The sequence below is a fragment of the Bacillus cereus group sp. MYBK222-1 genome, from assembly GCF_051916425.1.
GTDB classification, from domain to species: Bacteria; Bacillota; Bacilli; order Bacillales; family Bacillaceae_G; genus Bacillus_A; species Bacillus_A paranthracis.
In genome coordinates this window covers 61,422-83,114 of the sequence record NZ_JBQAGP010000010.1, presented here as the reverse complement: position 1 = coordinate 83,114, position 21,693 = coordinate 61,422, and the positions used below count along the sequence as shown (strand labels likewise).

Sequence of the window (21,693 nt, the reverse complement as noted above, 5' to 3'; positions counted from 1 at the left end):
TCTTTTTCTTTTATACATGATGACAAGCAACAAAATGCTCCTCACCAACATTACGAAATTCAGGTACCGTTTGTTTACAAATATCTGTTGCAAACGGGCAACGTGTATGAAAACGACACCCCGAAGGTGGATTCGCTGGACTTGGAATGTCACCCTCTAGTATGATTCTCTCTCGCTTCACTGTTGGATCTGGTATTGGAACAGCGGATAACAATGCTTTCGTATACGGATGAAGTGGATTCGTAAATAACTCATCACGCGGCGCTGTTTCCACAATCGTTCCTAAATACATAATTCCAATCTTCGTACATAAGTGCTCTACTACGCTTAAATCATGTGAAATGAACAAATAAGATAATCCCTTTTTCTCCTGTAGCTCACTAAATAAATTAATGATCTGTGCTTGAATAGATACATCTAATGCTGCCACAGGTTCGTCAGCTACAATAAATTCTGGGTTTAATACCATAGCTCTTGCAATAACGATACGTTGGCGTTGTCCACCCGAAAATTCATGAGGGTACCGATCAATATGATATGGGGCTAAGCCACATAACTCTAATACTTCTGTCACTTTTTCACGAACATTTTCTTTCGTCGCTAATCCGTGAGCTAACATCGGTTCACCAAGCGCTTCCCCAATTCTCATTCTCGGATTTAATGAGCTAAATGGATCTTGGAAGACAAGTTGCATATTAGGACGATGTTTTCTCAATTCTTCCTTAGATAAAGAGTGAACATCTTGCCCTTTAAACTTCACTTCCCCTTCCGTTTTTTGGACGAGACGTAAAATTGTTTTTCCTATCGTTGTTTTTCCGCTTCCCGATTCACCAACGAGGCCGAATACTTCACCTTTATTAATAGTAAAACTTACTCCATCAACTGCTTTTACATGTCCAACCGTTCTACTAAATATGCCGCCTTTAATTGGAAAATATGTTTTTAAGTTTTTTACTTCTAATAATGGTTCACTCATTGTTTCGCACGCTCCTCATATAACCAGCAAGCAACTTTATGATTCTCATCATGTACATTCAAACTTGGCGCTTCTTCTTTACATATTTCCATACAATGCTCACAACGGCCGCTAAAGTAGCAAAACTCATCCAAACCAACTAAATTAGGAACTTGCCCTGGAATAGAATATAGTTTATCTATTCGTTTTCCCATCACTGGTTTTGATTTTAACAAACCTTTCGTATACGGGTGTTTCGGATTTTGGAATATTTCTAGTACCGGTGCTTCTTCAATAACTTTCCCGCCATACATAACGACAACATAATCAGCCATTTCCGCTACGACACCTAAGTCATGTGTAATTAATAAAATGGATGTTTTAAATTCCTTTTTTATTTGCCTTAATAAATCTAATATTTGAGCTTGAATCGTAACATCAAGAGCCGTTGTCGGTTCATCAGCAATTAATAACTTCGGATTACAACTAAGTGCAACAGCAATCATAATACGTTGTAACATACCACCGCTCAGTTCGTGTGGATAAGAATGGACGATTTCATCCGCGCGAGCTATACCGACTTTACGAATTAACTCAATTGCCTTCTTATATGCTTCATTTTTACTAAGTAATTCATGCTCCCTTAACGTCTCTACAATTTGTTCCCCTACAGTAAAGACTGGATTTAGCGATGTCATCGGTTCTTGGAAAATCATCGCAATATCATTCCCTCGTAAACTACGAAGCTCTTTCTCTTTCATTCCTAAAAGACTTTTTCCTTCATATAAAATATCTCCACCTACTACACTACCTGATTCAGCAATAAGTCCCATAATAGATAAAGCCGTTACACTTTTCCCGCAACCAGATTCACCTACAACACAAACAGTTTCACCTTCTCGAACAGAAAAACTAACATGATTCACAGCTTTTACTGTTCCTTCTTCTGTCTGAAAGTGTGTTTGTAAATCTTTTAGCTCTACTACTGCTTTACTCATATTCCCTCACCTACCGTCTCATCTTTGGATCTAACGCATCACGAAGTGCATCACCAAGTAAATTAATGGATACAACTGTTATAAAGATTGCAAAACCAGGCGGAATCCATAACCATGGGCGCTTTTGAAAATCAATTAATGAGTTCGCTGCACTAATCATATTCCCCCATGATGGTGTAGGTGGGACAACGCCGAGACCTAAGTAGCTTAGTGCGGACTCTCCTAAAATAGAACCTGCAACGCCTAATGTGGATACAACAATTAATATTGGTAAAACATTAGGAATTAAGTGATAGATAATTTTCCGGTAATCTTTTATCCCTAACACATCAGCAGCTTGCATAAACGCTTGCTCTCTAAGTGATAAAATTTGACCTCTTACAAGACGCGCAAGCCCCGGCCAACCTACTAAACTTAAAATAATCATAATGACATATAGACGATAATCAGATGGTACTTTCCACTCTGATAAAATCGCTCCCATTATAATAAGTAACGGTAATCCTGGCATCGACATTAAAATATCGGCAAGACGCATAATAATATTATCAACGATGCCGCGATAAAATCCTGCAATAGCCCCTAATACAGCTCCTAATATCACTGATAAAACCATAGAAGCCAGGCCAATCGTTAATGAGATTCGTCCTGCTTGCATAAGCCTCGTTAAAATATCTCTTCCCAATTGATCTGTACCGAGCCAATGAGAAAAACTAGGTGGTTTGTTAATTAACGTAACTTGTATTTTTCCTGATGCATACGGCGAAAAAAATGGTCCTATAAAACAAAATAAAAACATAAAAATTAATGCATACAATCCTACTAGTGCCATCTTATTTTTCTTTATTTTTTTAAGAGCTTGTCGCCACGGTGATGATTCATTTTTTCTTCTCTTTTTCTCCTTTTTTTCTGTAATCACTGTAATAGTTTCCATCCCATTCCCCTCCTTACTTCAACCGAATACGTGGATCAACAACTGCATATACAATGTCCGCTAAAAAGTTTGAAACAATTGTTAAACAAGAAAGAAACATCGTAAATGCCATTAATACTGTATAATCACGGAAATTAAGTGCCTCTAATTGAATGTTACCAATACCTGGCCAGTTAAAGATTTGTTCAATAATAATCGCTCCTGAAAATAAACCTGGTAATTCAAATGCTAATAAAGTAATCGCCGGTAAAATCGCATTTTTTAATGCATGCTTATAAATAACGGTCTTCTCTTTTAAACCTTTTGCTCGTGCGGTTCGTATGTAATCTTGCCTTACAACTTCTAACATACTAGTTCTAAAATAACGAGTTAATGAACCTACACCTAGAAGAGTCAAGATAAATACTGGTAAGATCATATGCTTTGCTACCTCTATTACATAAGCAAACCCTGTTGAATTACTACCAACATCAATCATCCCACCTATCGGTAATAACTTAAAATCAACTGCAAACACTTTAATTAAAAACAAACCGATAAAAAAAGAAGGAAACGACATTGCTGCAAAAACACCAATTGTTACAAGTTTATCGAATAAAGAATGTTGTTTCGTCGCCGAGAATACGCCAATAATAAGTGCAATTAGCCAAATGAAAAATAATGCAATAACTGCCACACTAAACGAATTCCAAATAAACTTATTTAATAGTGACGTTACAGGTTCTTGGTATTGAAGCGAAAAACCAAAGTCTCCTTGCAACGCATTACCTAACCAATGAAAATAGCGTTCGACAATTGGTTTATTCAATCCATACAATTCCCTAAGCTCAGCCGCCCTTTCCGGTGTAATCTTTGGATTTGAATCAATATAATCACCCGGAAGAAGCGCGAACAGGAAGAAGATAATAATTGATGTTCCAAACAGTGTAGGAATCATTTGTAGCAACCTGCGAACAATATATGTTTTCACCCTTTTTCTCTCCAATCTAATGCTTAAAATAGAAGAACATTTTTTCAAATCGGCACATTTCTAACCGAATGAAAAAATGTCTTCTACTTTCACATTCTTCTCGTTATTTTTCAAATGATAATACTGGTAAATTTGCGCTAATACTATTGTATTTCTCAGGATCAATTCCTTTTATATTCCCGTTATAACCAGTAATTGTTCTACGATAGTTTAATAAAATTACTGGTGGATCATCACTTAATTCTTTATAAAGTTCTTTATAGATTGGTTTACGTTTTTCAATATCTACAGTTTCAATACCTTTTTGAATTAACTCATCTACTTTTGCATTTTTATAACCAAGACTCTTCTCATTAGCACCTGATAAATATTCACCAACTGTTTCACTTGGATCACTTGTAATTGGTGTAGCAACAGAGGCTAAATCATAATCACCTTTATTAACTTTTGAAAGCATCGTATTAAAGTCCATAAATTCAGGATTAAACTCTACACCTATCTCTTTATAATTCTCTTTCGCAATCGGAATTAATAAATCACTATCTTTAGCCGAACTTGGGCCAAAATAAGAAAGCTTTAATTTTTGACCATCTTTTTCACGAATTCCATCCGAGCCAACTTTCCATCCTGCCTCATCTAATAACTTTTTCGCTTTTTCTTTGTCATACTCATATTTATTAACACCTTCTTCCGTATAAGCCCAAGAAGTCGGATGGATTGGTACATTGGCTACTGTACCGTATCCTTTTAACGCTGTATCAACATATTTTTTACGATCTAATCCGTAAATAAGTGCCTGGCGGACCTTCTTATCCTTTAAGTACGGCTTATTATTATTCATATAAATATAACTAAATGACGGTGCTGTTTCAATTTGGATATTTGCAAATTCTAAAGCCTTTGCCTGTTCAAGAACTTCGTCACCAGTACCTAAGCCAGTATGGTCTACTTCACCTGTTTGGAATAGTTGAAGTTTCGTATCGCCAGAAGTAATTTTATAAATGAAGTTTTGAATTTTTGGTTTACCCGCATAGTAATTTTCATTTGCTACAAAACGAACTTCTTGACCTGGGATATACTTTTCAAATTTATATGGACCCGCAGCTAGCGGTTTTCCATACAACTCTTTTAAATAATCCAAACTTGTATTTTGTTTGTAATCTTTTCCGTAATAAGCCTTTGATAGCACAGTACCACCTAAAACAAATATAGCTTGTGAATTAACTTTTTCAGTCGTAACCTTAATTGTTTGTGGATCAACAACTTGAATGCCTTCAATTGAAGTTGCTGTTCCTTCTTTATATGCCTTACCACCTTTAACCGCATATTGAGAGATGTCTACTTCACCCTCATACGCCTTATCATGTAAAAGCGTCAATGTGAACGCTACATCATCCGCTGTTAATGGTGATCCATCGCTAAATTTTAAATCTTTACGTAAATGGAATGTATATGTTAACTGATCAGAAGAAATGTCCCACTTCTCAGCTAATTCTGGAATTGGTTTCCCTTGTTTATCGGTTGATACAAGAGATGCAAAAATAACTGAAGTGACATTTCCATCCCAACCATTTTGTTGGAAATATGGTAAAAATACGCCGCCTGGTTTATTAATCCCAACTACTAACGTATCCTTTCGATTTTTCGCTTTATCTGGCACTTTCGTTTTATCTTTCGCAGCAATCTTTTCAATTTTTATATTTTTCAAATCTTGCTGTTTAACCGGTTCCGTAGAAGCAGTATCTTCCTGTCCCCCACAAGCAGATAACACAAGCGAACTACTCAGTAATACCGAAAATACACCAGCCCATTTTTTTGTCTTTTTCTTCATTGTCCCCACCCTAACTTTTTAATAGTGATACCCTTTGAACTTATTACCTTATGTATGCCTCCCACAGCAACATTTATAGCCAATCGGAAAAGTCGGTTTTAATCGTAAAAAAATAGATGTTTTTGAGGGGTAACAATCCTATTCCGACCTTTCCGGTAGACTTTATGGTTATTAGCTTATATCTTCCGTTATATTTTGTCAATTCTTTCTAAATAAATATTTTTAAAATTTTTCAAAAATTATTATTCTATCTTTAATTTAGGTAAACTTAACAAAATACCGTTATAGTTATCTTCTTGCAATCCTTGAATGCGCGCATGATGTGCAGACACAACTTTACTATTATTTAAGAAGATTACAGGTGGATCTTCACTTAACTCCTGGTACAACTTTTTATAAATTTCTTTTCGTTTTTCAATATCTAATGTTTCTAGTGCCTGCTTCGCTAATTCATCTACTTTCGGATTATGGTATCCATCATAGTTTCGTTTACTTGTTGAAACAAACTCTTCAATCGTTCCACTCGGATCATCAATCATTGGCGTAGATACCATCGCTAAATCATAATCACCTTTTATCACTTTTGAAATCATCGTATTAAAGTCCATATATTCTGGATTAAACTCTACACCAAGCTTTTTATAATCCTCTTTCATCACCGGGATCATTACATCATTTATTTTACTTGCAGAAGAAGCAAAATAACTTACCTTCAATTTTTGGCCATCTTTTTCGCGAATTCCATCTGGACCAGCTTTCCATCCAGCCTCATCCAATAATTTCTTTGCTTTCTCTAAGTTATACTCATATTTATTAATCCCTTCTTCTGTATACGCCCAAGAAACTGGCGTAATCGGTACATTAACGAGTGAAGCATAACCTTGGAAATACGTATCAATAACTTTTTGACGCTCTAATCCGTAAATAAATGCTTGGCGGACACGCTTATCTTTAAAGTATGGTTTCTTATAATTCATTTTAATGTAACCATAAGAGCTTCCCGTATATACATTAATATTGGCAAAACCTAAATCCTTTAACTGTTCAATCGTCTCCGTGTTTGTCGTAAAACCATCATAATCTACTTCCCCGGCTTGAAATTGTTGTAGCTTTGTATCACCTTTTGAAATTTTATAAATAAAGTGCTCAATCTTCGGTTTTCCTTCAAAATAATTTTCATTAGCTACAAATCGAACCTCTTGACCAGGAATATATTTATCTAACTTATAAGCTCCTGCTCCCATCGGTTTTCCATACAACTCTTTTAAATACTCTAGGTGCCCTTGTTTATACTCTTTCCCGTAATAAGCTTTAGATATAACTTCTCCACCGATTAATGATAGTGTTTGAGCATTTACCTTTTCAGTCGTAATCGTAATTGTTTTCGGATCAATGACTTGAATTCCCTCAATAAAGGTTGCCTTTCCTTCTTTATACGCTTGCCCACCCTTTATTGCTGTTTGACTTATATCAGTCGCTCCACTATAAGTTGGATCGTGTAATAGCGTTAATGTAAATGCTACGTCATCTGCAGTTAGTGGTGATCCATCACTAAACTTTAAACCATCTTTCAAATAGAACGTGTATGTAAGCTGATCCTCCGAAATATCCCACTTCTTCGCTAAAATTGGAATTGGTTTTCCTTCCTTATCGAGTCCAACAAGAGGTGCAAAGATAGCTTGCGTTATATTACCATCCCATCCATTCTCCATAAAGTGCGGAAGGAATATCCCTCCAGGACTCGGCATTCCAACTACAAAAGTATCTTTTCTTTCTTTTGCTTTTACGGGACTTTTTGCTTTGTCGCTTGCCTGAATAAATTCATCTTTTACTTTCGGGACGTTCCTGGCCTCGTTTGTACTCGCTTCCTCTTGACCACATCCGGCTAGTAATACTGATACACTCAAAAATGTAGCAATTGCTCCTTTAAAAACATTTTTCATTGCACTATCACCTTTACCTTCCTAATTTTTAACGATGTAGGAACATAGGACTCCTTCCTGCAACTATATTTATTATTCCTATAAAAATAGTATGAATTAATTTCAAGATTATTCCTTTCCTTTAAACATGTCAACCGTTCTTTTTTATTTCGTATTAAAAAATTAAAAATTCACTTCTATTCGTTCCGTATGAAACATAGAATACTAATAACCAATTACCAAAAAGGGGGCGAAAACATGGACAACCTATTCCAATACGTCCTTCACTACGTATTATTAACAATTATGATAGTTGGGGCGCTATTACTATTCCCGTTCTTCCCAAAGTTCGTCCTCTTTTTAGCTTTTTTTATTATGCTCGGGATCGCTATTATCATTTCAACAAAGGAAGATACCACACAAAAAGAAAACAGAGTTCAGCGTGTAAAGCTGTAACTCTGTTTTTTTCAGTCGTAACGTATTCTTGTTAAACTAATTATGAAAAAGACTCCTGCAAATAAAATGAGTATACCAATATATCCTCCTATATCAGCCAATGTACCTCCCCTTACAATTAACTCCGTAAAGCCACGCATCGCCCAAGTTTGCGGAACAAAATTTGCTGCTGTCTGCATCCATGCTGGTTCAATTTCAATTGGCCAATACAGGCCACCAATCATGCATGTTGAAATCACAACGATATTACCTAATGCAGACTGTTGTTCTGTTGTTTTCACGATACTTGCTAATAATAAGGCTAGACCAATGACAGCTAATAATAATACGGAAACGAGTATAATAACCCCTAACAAATTTCCCCACTGCACATTAAATAAGGAATTCGTTAATATCATTAGAACACCAAATTGAATCCATCCTATTAAGAAGAATGAAAGGATATATCCCGTTAGTATTTGAACTTTTGAAACTGGTGCTTCTAATAAACGAGACCAAACACCAAGTTGTCTAGCTTTCAAAATAGTCCCCGTCGCACTTAACATAACAATCATAACGAATAGAATTGAAAATCCCGCTGCTCGCCCTGTAACGTTATTTAACTTTTGATCATCATGTGAAATTGATTCTTTTTGAATCGAAGCAGGTTCTACTTTTGTATAGATTTCTTTATACATAGGTTCCCACGAAGCGTTACTTTTCTTCTCAAAATCTCTCGCTGCACTAACTTCTATCTCCATTTTTTTTAATGCACTTGCCAATACTTGCTCTACAGAAGTTCCACCAGTAAAATCAGCACTAGCTTGAAACTGAATATTTTCTACCCTTCCATCTAACATATTCTTTTGAAAGTCTTTCGGAATAAGAACTATGCCGGATGATTTTTTGTTTTCAATCTTCTGTTTGCCTTCCTTATACGTTACCTTCTCTATAGAAATTAAGTCACTTTTCTGTATGTCCTCGTAATACTTGCTAGATAATACAGAACCATCTTCATCTACTAAGCTAACATTTACTTTCTTATTCCCACTTCCACCTAAAAGTCCGCCGAAAATGAGTGTAAAAATAATAGGCATTCCAAACATAAGTATATAACTTTGTGGTTTTATTAAAATTTGTTTTAACTCTAGCCAACAAAGTGCCCAAACCTTCTTCATCATTTCTCCCTCCTATCTCGTACGTAAACGTAATGTCCCTATCATAACGGAGACAATTCCTGCACCACATAAACTAAAAATAACAGGGAGTAACACATCCCAAGATGTTCCCGACATAATATTTAAAAAGCTTGTAAGTGCCCATTTATTCGGAGCAACATTCGCAATGGTTTGAAGTGTATCAGGGAATACGTAAATTGGTAACATCGATCCTCCTAATATAGCGAGTATTTGAATACCGATTCCTCCCATTACATCTGCCGTTTTTTCCTCACGAATAAAAGCGGCAATTAACATAGATAAACCCGAAACACAAATTGCATAAGACATTCCCACCGCTACTATTTGAGATAAGTCTCCGCCCCATTCCACATGAAACATAAAGTGTGTAGCAACTATAAATATCCCAAATTGTATACAAGCAAATAATAATGTACCTAAAAACTTCCCGAATAAAATTGAAAATGAACTCGTCGGTGTACTGAACAAACGCGCCAACGTCTCAGTTCGTTGCTCTGTTACAACTGACTTTGCACCTACTGTTATGTTATATAGTAAAAACATGACTAACATCGCTGCGGCATAATATTGCATCGCTGCAACTGTTTTTTTACCTATCGTTCCTTTTTCAATGTTATCTGCACCCGAAGTTGCTACTGTTTGTAAATCTCCACTTACTTCTTTTGCAACTTGTTCCACATTACTATGCTGAGAATTTGCTAATTCCGTCACAACACTTTTAGTAGATACCGCAACTGTTTGAACACGCTCTGAAAAAGAGCGGACCATTGATTCAGCGATTTTCGCTTGTATATCTTTTGATGGGTCTATAAACACCTTTGGTTCTTTTAATTTTCCATCTTGTACTTGTTCGCTCCATTTATTCGGGATGACGATTCCCACATCGATTTTCTTTTCCTTTAACATATCTTCAAGCTCTTCCTGAGAATTAACTATCTTTACTTTCACATCATCTTTTAATTCTTTAGATTGCAATACGTCTTTTTGAAAGACATCTGCAAACTCATCATTTCCTACTTGATAATAGCCAATCACTGTTTTGGGTAGTCCACCATTATCAAATATATTACTTAACGCTGAACCTAAAATCGCTGTTAATAAAAGCGGCATAATTAACATCATCATAAATCCGCGCCGATCAATTAAACGTATTTTTAAATCTTTCCATGCAATAATAAAACTTTTCATCTCGCACTAACCTCCTTAATCACGAAGTGAACGTCCTGTTAATTGTAAAAAGAGTGCCTCTAAATTCGGTTCTTGCACTTCAAGCTTTAAAATTTGAGCGTTGTTCTCCACAACTACTGACACAACTGTACCAATGGACTCACCACCATTTAGCCCAATATCAATCGTACTATTATCTTCATCAAAAATAATTCGTTCAACAACAGAGAGTGCTTTCAACTTTTGTAGCAGTTCCGTACTATAACGATTTAATTGCAATCTCACTATAAACCCATCCGCCAGGCGATTACATAGTTCCCTTTTCGTTCCTAATGCAATTACCTTTCCATGATCAACAATTGCAATTCTTTCACATAAATACTCTACTTCTTCCATGTAATGACTCGTATAAATAACTGTCATCCCTTTTTCATTTAACTTTTTAACAGTCTCTAAAATATGGTTTCTCGATTGCGGATCAATCCCAACTGTCGGTTCATCCATAATTAACAACTCTGGCTCATGCATAAGTGCTGCACCAATATTAATACGCCTTTTCATTCCACCTGAAAATGTTTCAATTTTATCTTTTCCACGGTCCTGTAAACCGACGTAAGCTAATACTTCCTCCGCTCGTTCTTTTGCAATTTTCCCATTTAAACCGTACATTTTTCCCCAAAAAACCAAATTTTCCTTCGCTGAAAGTGTTGGATAGAGCGCAATGTCTTGTGGAACAATACCAATTTTCTTTTTCGCCTCTAATGGATATTCTTTTACTGATTTCCCACCAACTTTTATATCACCACTGTCGTATGAAATTAACCCGCAAATCATTGATATCGTCGTTGATTTTCCCGCACCATTTGGACCAAGTAATCCAAATGTTTCCCCTTTCTTCACCTCAAAAGAAACATTCTTTATAATTTCCTTCTTACCAAATGATTTCGTAATATGATCTATGACTAACATACTGATTCAGCCCCTTTGCATTCATCTACACTTTCATTGTAGAAAAATTTCTTCTTCTCTCCATCATCCTTGAGATAGAAATACAAAATAAAAAAGCAGCAAATTCTGCTGCTTTTTCACACTTATATATGCCAAAAGTCATGTGTACATCGTGATGCCATACCTTACTGCGTATATGGCTGCTTGCGTTCGATCTCTCAGTTCTAACTTACTAATTAAATTAGAAACATGATTCTTAACAGTTCCCTCTGTAATAAATAACTTTTCCGCAATCTCTTTATTATTTAACCCAAGTCCAATTTCCCTTAAAACATCTACTTCTCGCTCAGTTAATTGTGCTAATTGTTCTGGTGTGGTGCACTCTACTGCTACTTTTGTCTTTTTTAATTCTTTTATAATTTGCGCTGTTATATCCTGAGGAAGCACAGCCCCTCCACTATGCACCGTTAAAATTGCTTGAGCGATTGCATCTGTCTCCATGTCCTTCAATAAATAACCACTTGCTCCTTGCTCCAATGCTTCAAAGATAAGCTTACTATCACTAAAAGTCGTCAACATAAGTACCTTTATATGAGGGAACTGTTCTCTAACTAAACGTGTTCCTTCAACACCATTCATACGGGGCATCCGAATATCCATCAAAATAATTTCAGGATGTAACTCTTTCACCTTTTGTATCACTTCGTCTCCATCTGTAGCAGTTCCCACTACTTCAAGTTCCTGACGTAAATTTAATAACATCGCTAAGCCATCACGAATGAGTGATTGATCATCAACAATCATAATCCGAATCATACAGTCCCCCCTATTAACCACGTTTTCTCCTGAAGTGGAAATTCAATCTGTAACCGAAAGCCTTTTTCTATCTCACTCTCAAATTGAATAGTTCCACCATGTTCCTCTACTCGTTCTCTCATATTAAGTAAACCAAAACCTGGGCTTACCTCGTTAACTCCCACGCCATTATCCAAAATACATAGTTTAACTTGTTTCGCCGAACAAGTTAAACTCACTTCACATAAGCTCGCCTTGCCATGCCGCTTTGCATTTGTTAAAGACTCTTGCATAACCCGGAGCAGTGTAGGTTGTAGTGACAGCGGAATCACAACCGGATCTCCTTGTAATTGAAACGATACTTGTACTTTCGTCGCTTTAGAATATCCATGTAACATTTCACGCATATTCTCTATTATGTTCCCTAGTTTACCTTCTTCTTTTAAGGCATGTACAGACGCTCTCACCTCTTGAAGTGATTTCCTGGCTAGCCCATGACATGTATGTAAAACCTCTTCCGTAGCGTCCGACTTTTGTTTCCACAAAGCCTCTGCCAGTTGTAATTGGACAAGTAAGGCTGTCATATTATGACCGACAGTATCATGAATTTCTCGGGCAATATCATTTCGCTCTCGAACGGCTGTCAATTCTTCTACCTCTTTGGCATATAGACGTAATTGTTCATGCGCTTCTTTTAGAGCTGTATGAGACAATGTCAATTCCTCATATTGTTCATCTACCATTTTCCGAGCAGCTGTAAGTTTTTTTATTAAGCTTCCAGCTAAAGCACTAAAAACGATGAACATAAAATTAATGGAATTACTCTCCAATTCTAAACTACCTGTATGTTGATACGCATGTAATATATTTATAAACCAACAAAGAAAGAAAAAAGTAATAAAAAAGTACGTCATGCTTCTACGAAACTCATGAATAAATAGCCCTACTGCATCAATTCCAAATATAATTAAATATAAACATGTCTCGGGAAATAAAAAACCTAATAAAGCTGTGACTATCCCATTTGCTAATAGTGTATAAAAACCAAGTTTTTTACCTCCATTCACTTTTACTAGCAAAATATGATTCACAATATAAATAAAAAGTGCTGTACCTACAAAAAATTGCAAATATGCTGTTTCACGTGAAACATGGTTTGCATAAACAAAACAAATCATGACGATTGTAATAATTCGCGCGTATCCTAACATAAAATTCTCCTCACATTTTAATAACCTAAAGTGCATCTCTTCATTATAATAACAAGAAAATTATACCAATTACTTCTCTTTCCTTACACACAAAAAAAAGCAAGCCCCCCTCAAAACATGAGAAAACAACTTGCTCTTTCATTCTAATCTCTTTACTCCATGATATTCTCTAAAGCATTATATAAATCCGCTCGTAACAACTCTTTCTTCGTTTTTTCTTCATACAACTGTTCAAGCATTTCAACATCAACTACATGTTCCATCTTACACTCAAGCGTATATATATCTTCTTCAACATGCATTAATTCGGTTTCAATCTCCTCAATATTCCTAACTTCTTTCTTTTTTACAGAGACTGTTTCAACACTTTTTCTTCCTTGGCGTTGCTGCTTTATTACTTGTGTCTCGAGCTTTTCCTCCCACTTTTGACGCGCCCATGCATAGTTCCCTGCAAACTCAAATAATTTACACTCATCAATCCAATACGTCTTTTCAAATAACTTATTTAAAAAATAACGATCATGTGAAACAGCTAAAATCGTCCCATTATATTGTTCAAGAGCTTCCTCTAAAACTTCCCTTGATTCAATGTCGAGATGATTTGTCGGCTCATCTAAAATTAAAAAATTGATATCTTGATACATAAGTTGTGCAAGTCTTAACCTCATTTTTTCTCCACCGCTCAGTTGCGTTACTTTCTTAAACACCGCTGGACCATAAAATAAAAATTTAGCTAATATATGTCTCGCTTCTCCCTCTGTTACAGCTACACATTCCCTGAAAGCCTCCAATACATTACTCTTCATATTTCCGTACGCATGCTGGGATAAATAACCGATTTTCACACTACTTCCAATTCGAATTTCTCCAGCGTCTGGTTCTATTTCTTCTAATAATAACTTTAATAGCGTTGTCTTTCCTGTACCATTACGACCAACGATAGCCGCACGCTCTTGAAAACGAACATGTAAATTTGCTTCGTTAAATAAAAGATGTTCAGCAAATCCTTTACTCACTTCTTTCATTACAACAACATCTTTCCCACTTCTCTCTTGCCCTTCAAACTGAAGTCCCATTTGTTTTCGTTCTAAAATAGGTTTTTTTAGTTTCTCCATACGTTCCAGTGCACGTTCCATACTTCTTGCTCTCTTATGCAATCCTTCATTCGGAGGATTCGCCTGATTTGCCCATTCACGTAATCGCTTAATTGCTTCTTTCATTTTCTTTATTTTCTTTTGCTGTTCTTGATAAGCCTGAAACTCCTGAAGTAACCTTTCTTCCTTCTCTTCAACAAACCCAGAATAGTTTGTATGATACACGTGAATCTCTCCATCTTCTAAATCAAAAATCTTCGTTACAACTTCATCAAGGAAATAACGATCATGTGAAATAACCACAACCGTTCCATTGTATTCTTTCAAAAATTGCTCTAACCATTCGACTGCAAATAAATCTAAATGATTGGTTGGTTCATCTAATAAAAGTAAATCTGGTTTCTGCAACAGCATGTATGCAAGGCTTACTTTTGTTTGCTCCCCACCACTTATCTCCACAAATGATCGTGGGAATAGTTCTGTCACCTGTAAACCATTTGCTACCTTCATAATGTTCGCTTCGATTTCATAACCACCAAGAAACGCAAACTTTTCTTGGATGATTCCGTATCTTTCCATTAATTTTTGTAAAACAGAAGATTCCTGTTCTTCCGCCATATGTTTTTCTAAAGTACGCATTTCTCTTTCTAATTCCTTTTCTATTTTAAAAGCGGAACTCAATACTTCATATACAGTCATACTCTCATCAAATTTCGGAATTTGTGCCACATGACCAATACGTGTACCTTTCTTCATATGAATGGCCCCTGCATCCAAACTTTCCATTCCAGTTAAAAGCTGAAAGATTGTTGTCTTCCCACTACCGTTACGACCAACTAATCCAACACGTTCACCATTCTTTATTTCAAGCGATATATTTTCAAATATGATGTTTCCACCAAAAGATTTCGTTACATTATTTACACTACAAATTGTCATTTTCCGTACTCCTTTCAATATAAAAAACCATAGGAAAGAAACATTCCCCATGGTTTTCGGCATAGAAAAAGGAAGCTAAATAGCTCCCTTTTCACACGTTTATTAAAAATGGGTGAAGAGATTTCTATCGTTCTATAGCTACTATGCAATTGTTAAAAAAGGACAGACGTATCCCGTTAACAACTACATCATGAAAAATCGCACGACAAAAATAGATAAAATCTAAAAATTTGGCACGTGCAGCTAAAGAACGTTTCATCTCATTCACCTCTTTCGTACGGAATTTAATACTTACTTCTTTATTATACTTTCCCATTTCATGTTTGAATAGTCATTTTTCTGAAAATAATGAAGATAGACTAAACATTTCAATAAGTGACATCAAATCTTACAAAACTGTTATGTTCACGTAATGGAAAGCGATAGTACGAAAAGATGCCTCCCTATACAATAAAGATGTAAACAAGAGAGACAACAAAAGGAGGAAACAATCATGATGAAAGAAATCGTAAAAGCAATCTTTGAGGTATTAGTGAACGGACAAGCAGTTGTAAAAGAACTAAATGAACTATAAAAAGGAGTGAAAGAATATGATGAACATGGTAAAAATGATTTTACACGCTCTAGTTGATGCAAAAGCAGTTAGCCAAGAATTAAACCAACAATAAAAAGGGGTATGTGAATATGAAGAAAGCCATTTTTGTAATCGCAAGTACAGCAATTGCCTTATACACAATAAAAAATAGAGAAAAGAAGTATAATAAAAACAATCTATATTATCCATACACATTATTAAAGAAAAAATAAAAGACAAGGTACCCTATCTTAATGAGGATATCTTGTCTTTTATTTTTTATATTCCCTTTAAAGGATTTTCTTCTCCTTATCCCGAATGTATTAAGCGGGATTTTTACACATATTTTAAAGGGGCATATATACAAATGGATACACAACAACTATACTTTTTAAACGATATTGGCAAACAAAAACCAGAAAGCATCCGGAATAGAAGCGCTGCATGTCCTTTTTGTGACAGAGAAAGTTTAACGGATATTTTAGCAATTGAGGGCTCAATTATTTGGCTAAAAAACAAATTTCCTACATTAAAAGATACATTTCAAACGGTGCTAATCGAAACAGATAATTGTGAAGACCATATTGCGACATATACAGAAGAACATATGAAATCGCTAATTCGTTTCTCCATTAAACATTGGTTAGATTTACAGAAGAATGAAGAATTCACATCTGTAATTTTATACAAAAATCATGGTCCATTCTCAGGTGGAAGTTTGCATCATGCACACATGCAGATTATTGGAATGAAATATGTAAACTACCTCGATAACGTAGAACACGACAACTTCCAAGGCGTAATTGTTCAAAAGAACGAACACATTGAACTCAATATCTCAGATCGTCCTATTATCGGTTTTACTGAATTTAATATCATTATCGAAGATATTGGATGCATAGATGAACTAGCAACTTATATTCAGCAAACTGTACGTTACATACTGACAGATTTCCATAAAGGATGTAGTAGTTATAACTTATTCTTCTATTACTTAAACGGAAAAATCATTTGTAAAGTTGTTCCTAGATTTGTCGTTTCACCGTTATATGTAGGATATAAAATACCGCAAGTTTCCACCAAACTAGAAGACGTAAAAATACAACTAGCAGCGTATTTCACAAAACAAAACGACGCGATTATCCACAAAAAAATAGAGTAGGTATCAAAAACCTACTCTTTAATTACACCTTTATTTCGATAGTACACATCTTCTAATCCGATGTTATACTTCATATTATTATCCGTCCACTCTGGCCCTAAATTCCCTGGCCATCCAGATGTATTTGCTATATATTTTAATAATGCAAAATCCGTCAAACCTTTTTGCACCCCGCGCTTATATCCTTTCATTAAATGCGGCATTGCAATTTGCGCATTTGTACGTGGATCTTTCAGCTCGTCATCCGTTAAATGATCCGGTGCAAGTCCACCACCGCGATGCAATTGAAACAATCCGAATGAAGTTCCGTTATCTCCAACACTTCTTGGATTTAATCGACTTTCATGTTCGGCAATTGTAAGAGGTATCCATTCTGGAAGATTGACTTTCTTTGCTTCCTCTATAATAATTTGTTTCATCTGTTTTGCTTCTTCTGAGTCAACATAGCTTGTCTCATTTACTAATTTGCCCATTCCTTCAGACTTTCCTTGGAAGTATAAGTACACCCCAAGAACAACTAAAAATCCTACAAAGAATTTCTTCACTACCTCTACCTCTTTCTCCGCTGAAATTTGTCCCCTTTCAGCCTTCTTCCCTTTACAATTACCCACATTCTATCATTCTCTTACTCTTTTATCATAGCAAATAACTATACATATTATCATCATGCTTTAGACCGATTTTGTGAAAAAACAGCTGGTAAATACGTGAAAAAATGTAACTTTCATAGACTGAAACATATTTTTTGTATATAATTGTAAACTGAATTCTAAATATAAACTAGGAGAATAATAATATGAAAAAATGGTTGCTACTCTTATTTAGTTTACTACTATTAATTCCTGTCCCTATTTCCGCACAAAAAAACGAAAATCCAAAAGTCCTTATTTTATACAGTTCGAGCGATGATCAAATTACAAGTGATACCCAAATACTTAATACACAAGTAGGACATTTTACTAATAACATAACAATAAAAAACATAAAACAGTTAGCTGAAATAACTGATAAATCTTCATATACACATGTTATTTACATAGGTGAAAAACAAGAAGAACTTCCCACTGAAACAAAAGAATTTCTAGAAAATTTCTCAGGACCACTACTCGTTTTAGGTCAAAATATAGAACAATTATCCAAACGTTTTTCATTTATTATACTTAAAAATGAAGATATAAACTCTGATACAATTGAATATCCAACACGTAAACTAAAGAATACATTAGAGGACGAACGATCCATTAAAAACCTTGATACAAATGGAACAATTCTTGCCAATGCTTTAAAAGGAAATACTACTTACCCATTAATTGTACAACAAAATAATTCTTATTATGTTGCAACTTCTAACCTCTTTGATTGGATATCTTATTATATTGGCGAAAGCCTATTTTCTTACTTTGAACAAAAGCCAACGAAAAATAAAGTGGAAGCTTATTTACGTCTTGAAGACGTTCATCCAGCCGCAGATATAAATCAATTAAAAGAAATTGCTGAATTATTAAAAGAGAAAAAGATGCCATACATGATCACTGTTATTCCTGTATATACGGATCCAGAAACAGGTAAAACACTACATTTAAAAGATAAACCCGAACTAGTCGATCTTTTACGCTCTATGCAAGATGATGGTGCAGCAATTATTATGCATGGTTATACTCACCAATTTTATGATAGTGAAACTGGTGAAGGTTTTGAATTTTGGGACGTAAAAACAGACCAACCAATTCGTCAACCGAAGCATGAAAAACCAAAAACAAAAGATGATTTCCCTAATATAGAGGCATATAATACATACGTAAAAAAAGGGGAAGAATTTGAAGAAAAATATACGACTGATCATATTGAAAAAGGCATTCAAGAACTTGTAGATGCCAAACTGTATCCGGTCGCATTTGAAGCACCTCATTACACGATGTCTCAAAAAGGATATGAAATATTATCAAGATACTTTTCAACTTATGTAGGACAACTACAGTTAAGTGACACAACTTGGAAATCTATGCACTCTCCGGCATACAGAAGTACACCATCATTTTTACATGGCATGAAATTAATGCCTGAAACAGTTGGATTTATCGAAGAAGATAAACCACACGCTATTGCTAAAATGAAAGCAAATGCTGTATCTGTTGCCAAATTATCCGATGGAGTTATTGGTGCATTCTATCATCCTTACTTAGGTGTAAAACCATTAAAAGAAGTACTAAAGGATCTAGAAAGTATTCCAAATATAGAATGGATTGATTTACAAAAAGAAACAAATGAAGTGAAAATGAAAGATATTCATATCACTACTAATAAAGACGGCATTCACGTTGAAAAACCAACAAGCGCAAGTGACATAATAGATTATATAAAACAATATGGATTCTTCCTTATACTCGGTTTCCTCGTCATTGTCTTTCTCTTATTATTAAGACGTGCGAAAAAATTAGAATCCTAATACAAAACCACCAAGCAAAATGCTTGGTGGTTTTTTTAACTTAAACCAAAACGTGGCATATTATTAATAACCCATTGATTATGTTCATAAATAAATTCAACTTCTATTTCTCTATAATAAGAAGGGCTAAAATAACAATTCTATCCTTTCAAATAAAATTGAATCGTATTTTCATATATCGTTTCTGCAACCTTATCAACAGCTACGTTTTTTATAACACTAATTTCCTTTAATACCTCTCGAATCATTCTCGGATGTGTCATAACACCCTCTTGAAATTCCCACGGTCCATCTGTTTCTACCATCATATATTCAAGAGGATAATACGAAACAATTTTTCTAATCTTCTCCTTATGTAAAACATCTGGCGTGATAGAAATGTAATAACCATTCCTCATCATCCGTTTCATTGTTGTTTCACTTCCTTTAAACCAATGAAAGTGTGCACGTGAAACTTTATATTTCTCCAGTAAATCACATACAATATCAGCGTCTTCATACACTGCATGTAATATAATTGGTAAATCATATTTACTAGCTAGTTCAACAAACCGTTGTAACACTGATATATACGAATTGATAGCAATGCGCTCATCTTCTTTTCTTAAATAATACGGTAAGCCAACTTCACCAATCGCAACTATATCATCTACATGCTCTTCAATTAATTTATAAATTTGCTCACATTCTTCTTTATGAATCGGTTGCTCCGGATGAAAACCTATTGCTGGATGTACAAAAGGATATAGTTTTGCTAAAGATAAAGTTTCTTTACATGATTGATAATTCATAGATACTGCAATAAGCCCATTTATCTCTTTACTATGCTCCACATCTTTAAGTAATTTACTTTTCTCTTCATCCTTATATTGGTCAACATGTATATGACTATCAATCCACTTCACCTTTATTCCCCCATAAAAAAACAAGAAAGGATCTCCTTTCTTGTTTTATCATCTATGTTATTTAACAATTAAGTTTGTTATGATATCAAATAATCCAATACATACTACGGCAACAGTAAAGTAGCTACAGAAATCTTTAATTGGAAACTTCACTACTTCTTCTTTACGCATCCCATTCTTCTCCCTTCTTACTATATCCCTAATTATTTTTATCTATTTGTATCTATTATGCAAAAAATATGACAAATTTACTATCGAATTAACTTACGTAAACCTTACAATGTTGTAAGGTTTATAAAAAAGGCCCCATCTACATACAGATGAGGGCTATTAAAAAGTAGTTGGTTTTTCATTCTTCATTACATTACAAACAGAAAGTAATATAGTGAGACTTTCTAATTACACTATATGAAATTCAATAGCTTTTAACTATCGAATTACATTACAGAAGACTTACATGTTTGTAAGCTAGGTGTAATGTAATTCGATAGTTTCCCTTATCAATATTTCGTATAATAAATTTAGAAAGTAAGCCAAATAAGAAGAACACTCACATAACCAAATTGCATTGTTAGTAGCCACTCTTCTTATACCTTTCACTCATGCTACTACAATGTACCCCCTTCCCCTTTATATAATAAAAAAAGCCTTGGTCCATATGGACCAAGGCTTTTTCACATACACTAAAATACCCCTACCTAGTATTTTTATTTTCGACAAAAAATAGGTGGGGGTATAATCCGCTATCTCATCGCTAAAAGTTTACTCTTTGCATTAATAGGAATATTTACAGCTTCAATTTCTTCAATCGACTCGCCGTAGCGTCCTTTTGCGTACACCTTTAATGTTTCATCTCTCTTTAACATATGCTTAACAGTCTTCTTTATTTTTTGTTCTCTTCCACGTTCGTCAAATGCAATAAATTCATATTCATACCACTCATCGCCAATATGCTGACCAATTGTATTCACAACCGTATAGTATTCTTTCGTCTTATAAAATGGATTATATTTATCGATAACCGGTCCAAGTTTCGTAGGTAGTAACATTATTACTATGACTATCATCGCTATTATAGTAGTGATCATTTTTTTCTTCATAATAAACATTCCTCCTCTGCAGGATATATATACATCCATTTTAAAAAGAAGGAATACAATCTACTATTGAATCTCATTACATTACACTTACATTTTTGTAAGAATTAA

At 34.8% G+C, this 21,693-nt stretch carries 20 protein-coding genes; 4 read left to right on the top strand and 16 right to left on the bottom strand.

Going from position 1 to position 21,693, the window contains the following annotated elements; all coding sequences use genetic code 11:
• Positions 1-10: 10 nt before the first annotated feature.
• From ACTFR9_RS25985 to ACTFR9_RS25960, 6 genes are all read right to left on the bottom strand, one after another.
• Positions 11-976, bottom strand: a complete 966-nt coding sequence (locus ACTFR9_RS25985; protein ID WP_001294512.1) for an ABC transporter ATP-binding protein — start codon at positions 974-976, stop codon at positions 11-13.
• Positions 973-1,953, bottom strand: a complete 981-nt coding sequence (locus ACTFR9_RS25980) for an ABC transporter ATP-binding protein (RefSeq protein WP_000030784.1) — start codon at positions 1,951-1,953, stop codon at positions 973-975. Before ACTFR9_RS25980 ends, ACTFR9_RS25985 begins: the two co-directional genes overlap by 4 nt.
• Before the next feature lie 10 nt (positions 1,954-1,963).
• Positions 1,964-2,887, bottom strand: coding sequence for an oligopeptide ABC transporter permease (opp4C, locus tag ACTFR9_RS25975; RefSeq protein WP_000447986.1), 924 nt, complete (start codon positions 2,885-2,887; stop codon positions 1,964-1,966).
• A gap of 13 nt (positions 2,888-2,900) precedes the next feature.
• Positions 2,901-3,857 (bottom strand): ABC transporter permease, encoded by a 957-nt coding sequence (locus ACTFR9_RS25970; RefSeq protein ID WP_061185329.1) that lies wholly within the window; start codon positions 3,855-3,857, stop codon positions 2,901-2,903.
• Between the two features lie 103 nt (positions 3,858-3,960).
• A complete protein-coding gene (locus ACTFR9_RS25965) occupies positions 3,961-5,688 on the bottom strand; it encodes an ABC transporter substrate-binding protein (RefSeq protein ID WP_061185328.1) in 1,728 nt (575 codons plus the stop codon).
• Positions 5,689-5,930: 242 nt separating this feature from the next.
• Positions 5,931-7,631 carry an ABC transporter substrate-binding protein gene (locus ACTFR9_RS25960; protein ID WP_061536079.1) on the bottom strand — a complete coding sequence of 567 codons (1,701 nt, stop codon included), beginning with the start codon at positions 7,629-7,631 and terminating at the stop codon, positions 5,931-5,933.
• 237 nt (positions 7,632-7,868) lie between these two features.
• On the opposite strand from ACTFR9_RS25960, the gene ACTFR9_RS25955 reads away from it, so the two are divergent.
• A complete protein-coding gene (locus ACTFR9_RS25955; RefSeq protein ID WP_000369249.1) occupies positions 7,869-8,066 on the top strand; it encodes a hypothetical protein in 198 nt (65 codons plus the stop codon).
• A gap of 11 nt (positions 8,067-8,077) precedes the next feature.
• Here ACTFR9_RS25955 and ACTFR9_RS25950 read toward each other — a convergent pair whose 3' ends face one another.
• From ACTFR9_RS25950 to ACTFR9_RS25920, 7 genes are all read right to left on the bottom strand, one after another.
• Complete coding sequence (locus tag ACTFR9_RS25950) at positions 8,078-9,223, bottom strand: ABC transporter permease (RefSeq protein ID WP_061185326.1); 1,146 nt, start codon at positions 9,221-9,223, stop codon at positions 8,078-8,080.
• Positions 9,224-9,235: 12 nt separating this feature from the next.
• Positions 9,236-10,432 carry an ABC transporter permease gene (locus ACTFR9_RS25945; RefSeq protein WP_000834534.1) on the bottom strand — a complete coding sequence of 399 codons (1,197 nt, stop codon included), beginning with the start codon at positions 10,430-10,432 and terminating at the stop codon, positions 9,236-9,238.
• A gap of 15 nt (positions 10,433-10,447) precedes the next feature.
• Positions 10,448-11,380: an ABC transporter ATP-binding protein gene (locus tag ACTFR9_RS25940; protein ID WP_000960160.1), complete on the bottom strand. Its 933-nt coding sequence runs from the start codon at positions 11,378-11,380 to the stop codon at positions 10,448-10,450.
• Positions 11,381-11,518: 138 nt separating this feature from the next.
• Positions 11,519-12,175, bottom strand: coding sequence for a response regulator (locus tag ACTFR9_RS25935; protein ID WP_061185324.1), 657 nt, complete (start codon positions 12,173-12,175; stop codon positions 11,519-11,521).
• Positions 12,172-13,365 (bottom strand): sensor histidine kinase, encoded by a 1,194-nt coding sequence (locus tag ACTFR9_RS25930; protein WP_061130865.1) that lies wholly within the window; start codon positions 13,363-13,365, stop codon positions 12,172-12,174. Before ACTFR9_RS25930 ends, ACTFR9_RS25935 begins: the two co-directional genes overlap by 4 nt.
• Positions 13,366-13,517: 152 nt before the next feature.
• Positions 13,518-15,398, bottom strand: coding sequence for a ribosomal protection-like ABC-F family protein (gene abc-f / locus ACTFR9_RS25925; protein ID WP_229136829.1), 1,881 nt, complete (start codon positions 15,396-15,398; stop codon positions 13,518-13,520).
• A 124-nt stretch (positions 15,399-15,522) separates the two neighbouring features.
• Entirely contained in the window at positions 15,523-15,657 is a 135-nt protein-coding gene (locus ACTFR9_RS25920; RefSeq protein WP_000830642.1) for an RAxF-45 family protein, read from the bottom strand.
• A 419-nt stretch (positions 15,658-16,076) separates the two neighbouring features.
• On the opposite strand from ACTFR9_RS25920, the gene ACTFR9_RS25915 reads away from it, so the two are divergent.
• Together ACTFR9_RS25915 and ACTFR9_RS25910 are read left to right on the top strand one after the other, a co-directional pair.
• A complete protein-coding gene (locus ACTFR9_RS25915; RefSeq protein WP_025991723.1) occupies positions 16,077-16,205 on the top strand; it encodes a hypothetical protein in 129 nt (42 codons plus the stop codon).
• A 134-nt stretch (positions 16,206-16,339) separates the two neighbouring features.
• Complete coding sequence (locus ACTFR9_RS25910) at positions 16,340-17,134, top strand: DUF4931 domain-containing protein (protein ID WP_000381055.1); 795 nt, start codon at positions 16,340-16,342, stop codon at positions 17,132-17,134.
• Positions 17,135-17,145: 11 nt separating this feature from the next.
• On the opposite strand, the gene ACTFR9_RS25905 is transcribed toward ACTFR9_RS25910, so the two are convergent.
• Complete coding sequence (locus tag ACTFR9_RS25905; protein ID WP_000713259.1) at positions 17,146-17,679, bottom strand: transglycosylase SLT domain-containing protein; 534 nt, start codon at positions 17,677-17,679, stop codon at positions 17,146-17,148.
• Positions 17,680-17,930: 251 nt separating this feature from the next.
• Between ACTFR9_RS25905 and ACTFR9_RS25900 the strand changes: the two genes are divergently transcribed.
• On the top strand, positions 17,931-19,580 hold the full coding sequence (locus ACTFR9_RS25900; RefSeq protein WP_000759019.1) for a DUF2334 domain-containing protein: 1,650 nt from the start codon (positions 17,931-17,933) through the stop codon (positions 19,578-19,580).
• A gap of 140 nt (positions 19,581-19,720) precedes the next feature.
• Here the strand turns inward: ACTFR9_RS25900 and ACTFR9_RS25895 are convergent, their stop codons facing one another.
• Positions 19,721-20,485, bottom strand: coding sequence for a TatD family hydrolase (locus ACTFR9_RS25895; RefSeq protein WP_033672009.1), 765 nt, complete (start codon positions 20,483-20,485; stop codon positions 19,721-19,723).
• A gap of 743 nt (positions 20,486-21,228) precedes the next feature.
• Positions 21,229-21,585, bottom strand: a complete 357-nt coding sequence (locus tag ACTFR9_RS25890) for a YxeA family protein (RefSeq protein WP_000728419.1) — start codon at positions 21,583-21,585, stop codon at positions 21,229-21,231.
• Positions 21,586-21,693: the final 108 nt, after the last annotated feature.

What these genes read in the sequence shown, in the direction of transcription:
- ACTFR9_RS25985 (WP_001294512.1), bottom strand. Translation starts at nt 976, where the DNA reads ATGAGTGAACCATTATTAGAAGTAAAAAACTTAAAAACATATTTTCCA.
- ACTFR9_RS25980 (WP_000030784.1), bottom strand. Translation starts at nt 1,953, where the DNA reads ATGAGTAAAGCAGTAGTAGAGCTAAAAGATTTACAAACACACTTTCAG.
- opp4C (WP_000447986.1), bottom strand. Translation starts at nt 2,887, where the DNA reads ATGGAAACTATTACAGTGATTACAGAAAAAAAGGAGAAAAAGAGAAGA.
- ACTFR9_RS25965 (WP_061185328.1), bottom strand. Translation starts at nt 5,688, where the DNA reads ATGAAGAAAAAGACAAAAAAATGGGCTGGTGTATTTTCGGTATTACTG.
- ACTFR9_RS25960 (WP_061536079.1), bottom strand. Translation starts at nt 7,631, where the DNA reads ATGAAAAATGTTTTTAAAGGAGCAATTGCTACATTTTTGAGTGTATCA.
- ACTFR9_RS25955 (WP_000369249.1), top strand. Translation starts at nt 7,869, where the DNA reads ATGGACAACCTATTCCAATACGTCCTTCACTACGTATTATTAACAATT.
- ACTFR9_RS25950 (WP_061185326.1), bottom strand. Translation starts at nt 9,223, where the DNA reads ATGAAGAAGGTTTGGGCACTTTGTTGGCTAGAGTTAAAACAAATTTTA.
- ACTFR9_RS25945 (WP_000834534.1), bottom strand. Translation starts at nt 10,432, where the DNA reads ATGAAAAGTTTTATTATTGCATGGAAAGATTTAAAAATACGTTTAATT.
- ACTFR9_RS25940 (WP_000960160.1), bottom strand. Translation starts at nt 11,380, where the DNA reads ATGTTAGTCATAGATCATATTACGAAATCATTTGGTAAGAAGGAAATT.
- ACTFR9_RS25935 (WP_061185324.1), bottom strand. Translation starts at nt 12,175, where the DNA reads ATGATTCGGATTATGATTGTTGATGATCAATCACTCATTCGTGATGGC.
- ACTFR9_RS25930 (WP_061130865.1), bottom strand. Translation starts at nt 13,365, where the DNA reads ATGTTAGGATACGCGCGAATTATTACAATCGTCATGATTTGTTTTGTT.
- abc-f (WP_229136829.1), bottom strand. Translation starts at nt 15,398, where the DNA reads ATGACAATTTGTAGTGTAAATAATGTAACGAAATCTTTTGGTGGAAAC.
- ACTFR9_RS25920 (WP_000830642.1), bottom strand. Translation starts at nt 15,657, where the DNA reads ATGAAACGTTCTTTAGCTGCACGTGCCAAATTTTTAGATTTTATCTAT.
- ACTFR9_RS25910 (WP_000381055.1), top strand. Translation starts at nt 16,340, where the DNA reads ATGGATACACAACAACTATACTTTTTAAACGATATTGGCAAACAAAAA.
- ACTFR9_RS25900 (WP_000759019.1), top strand. Translation starts at nt 17,931, where the DNA reads ATGAAAAAATGGTTGCTACTCTTATTTAGTTTACTACTATTAATTCCT.
- ACTFR9_RS25890 (WP_000728419.1), bottom strand. Translation starts at nt 21,585, where the DNA reads ATGAAGAAAAAAATGATCACTACTATAATAGCGATGATAGTCATAGTA.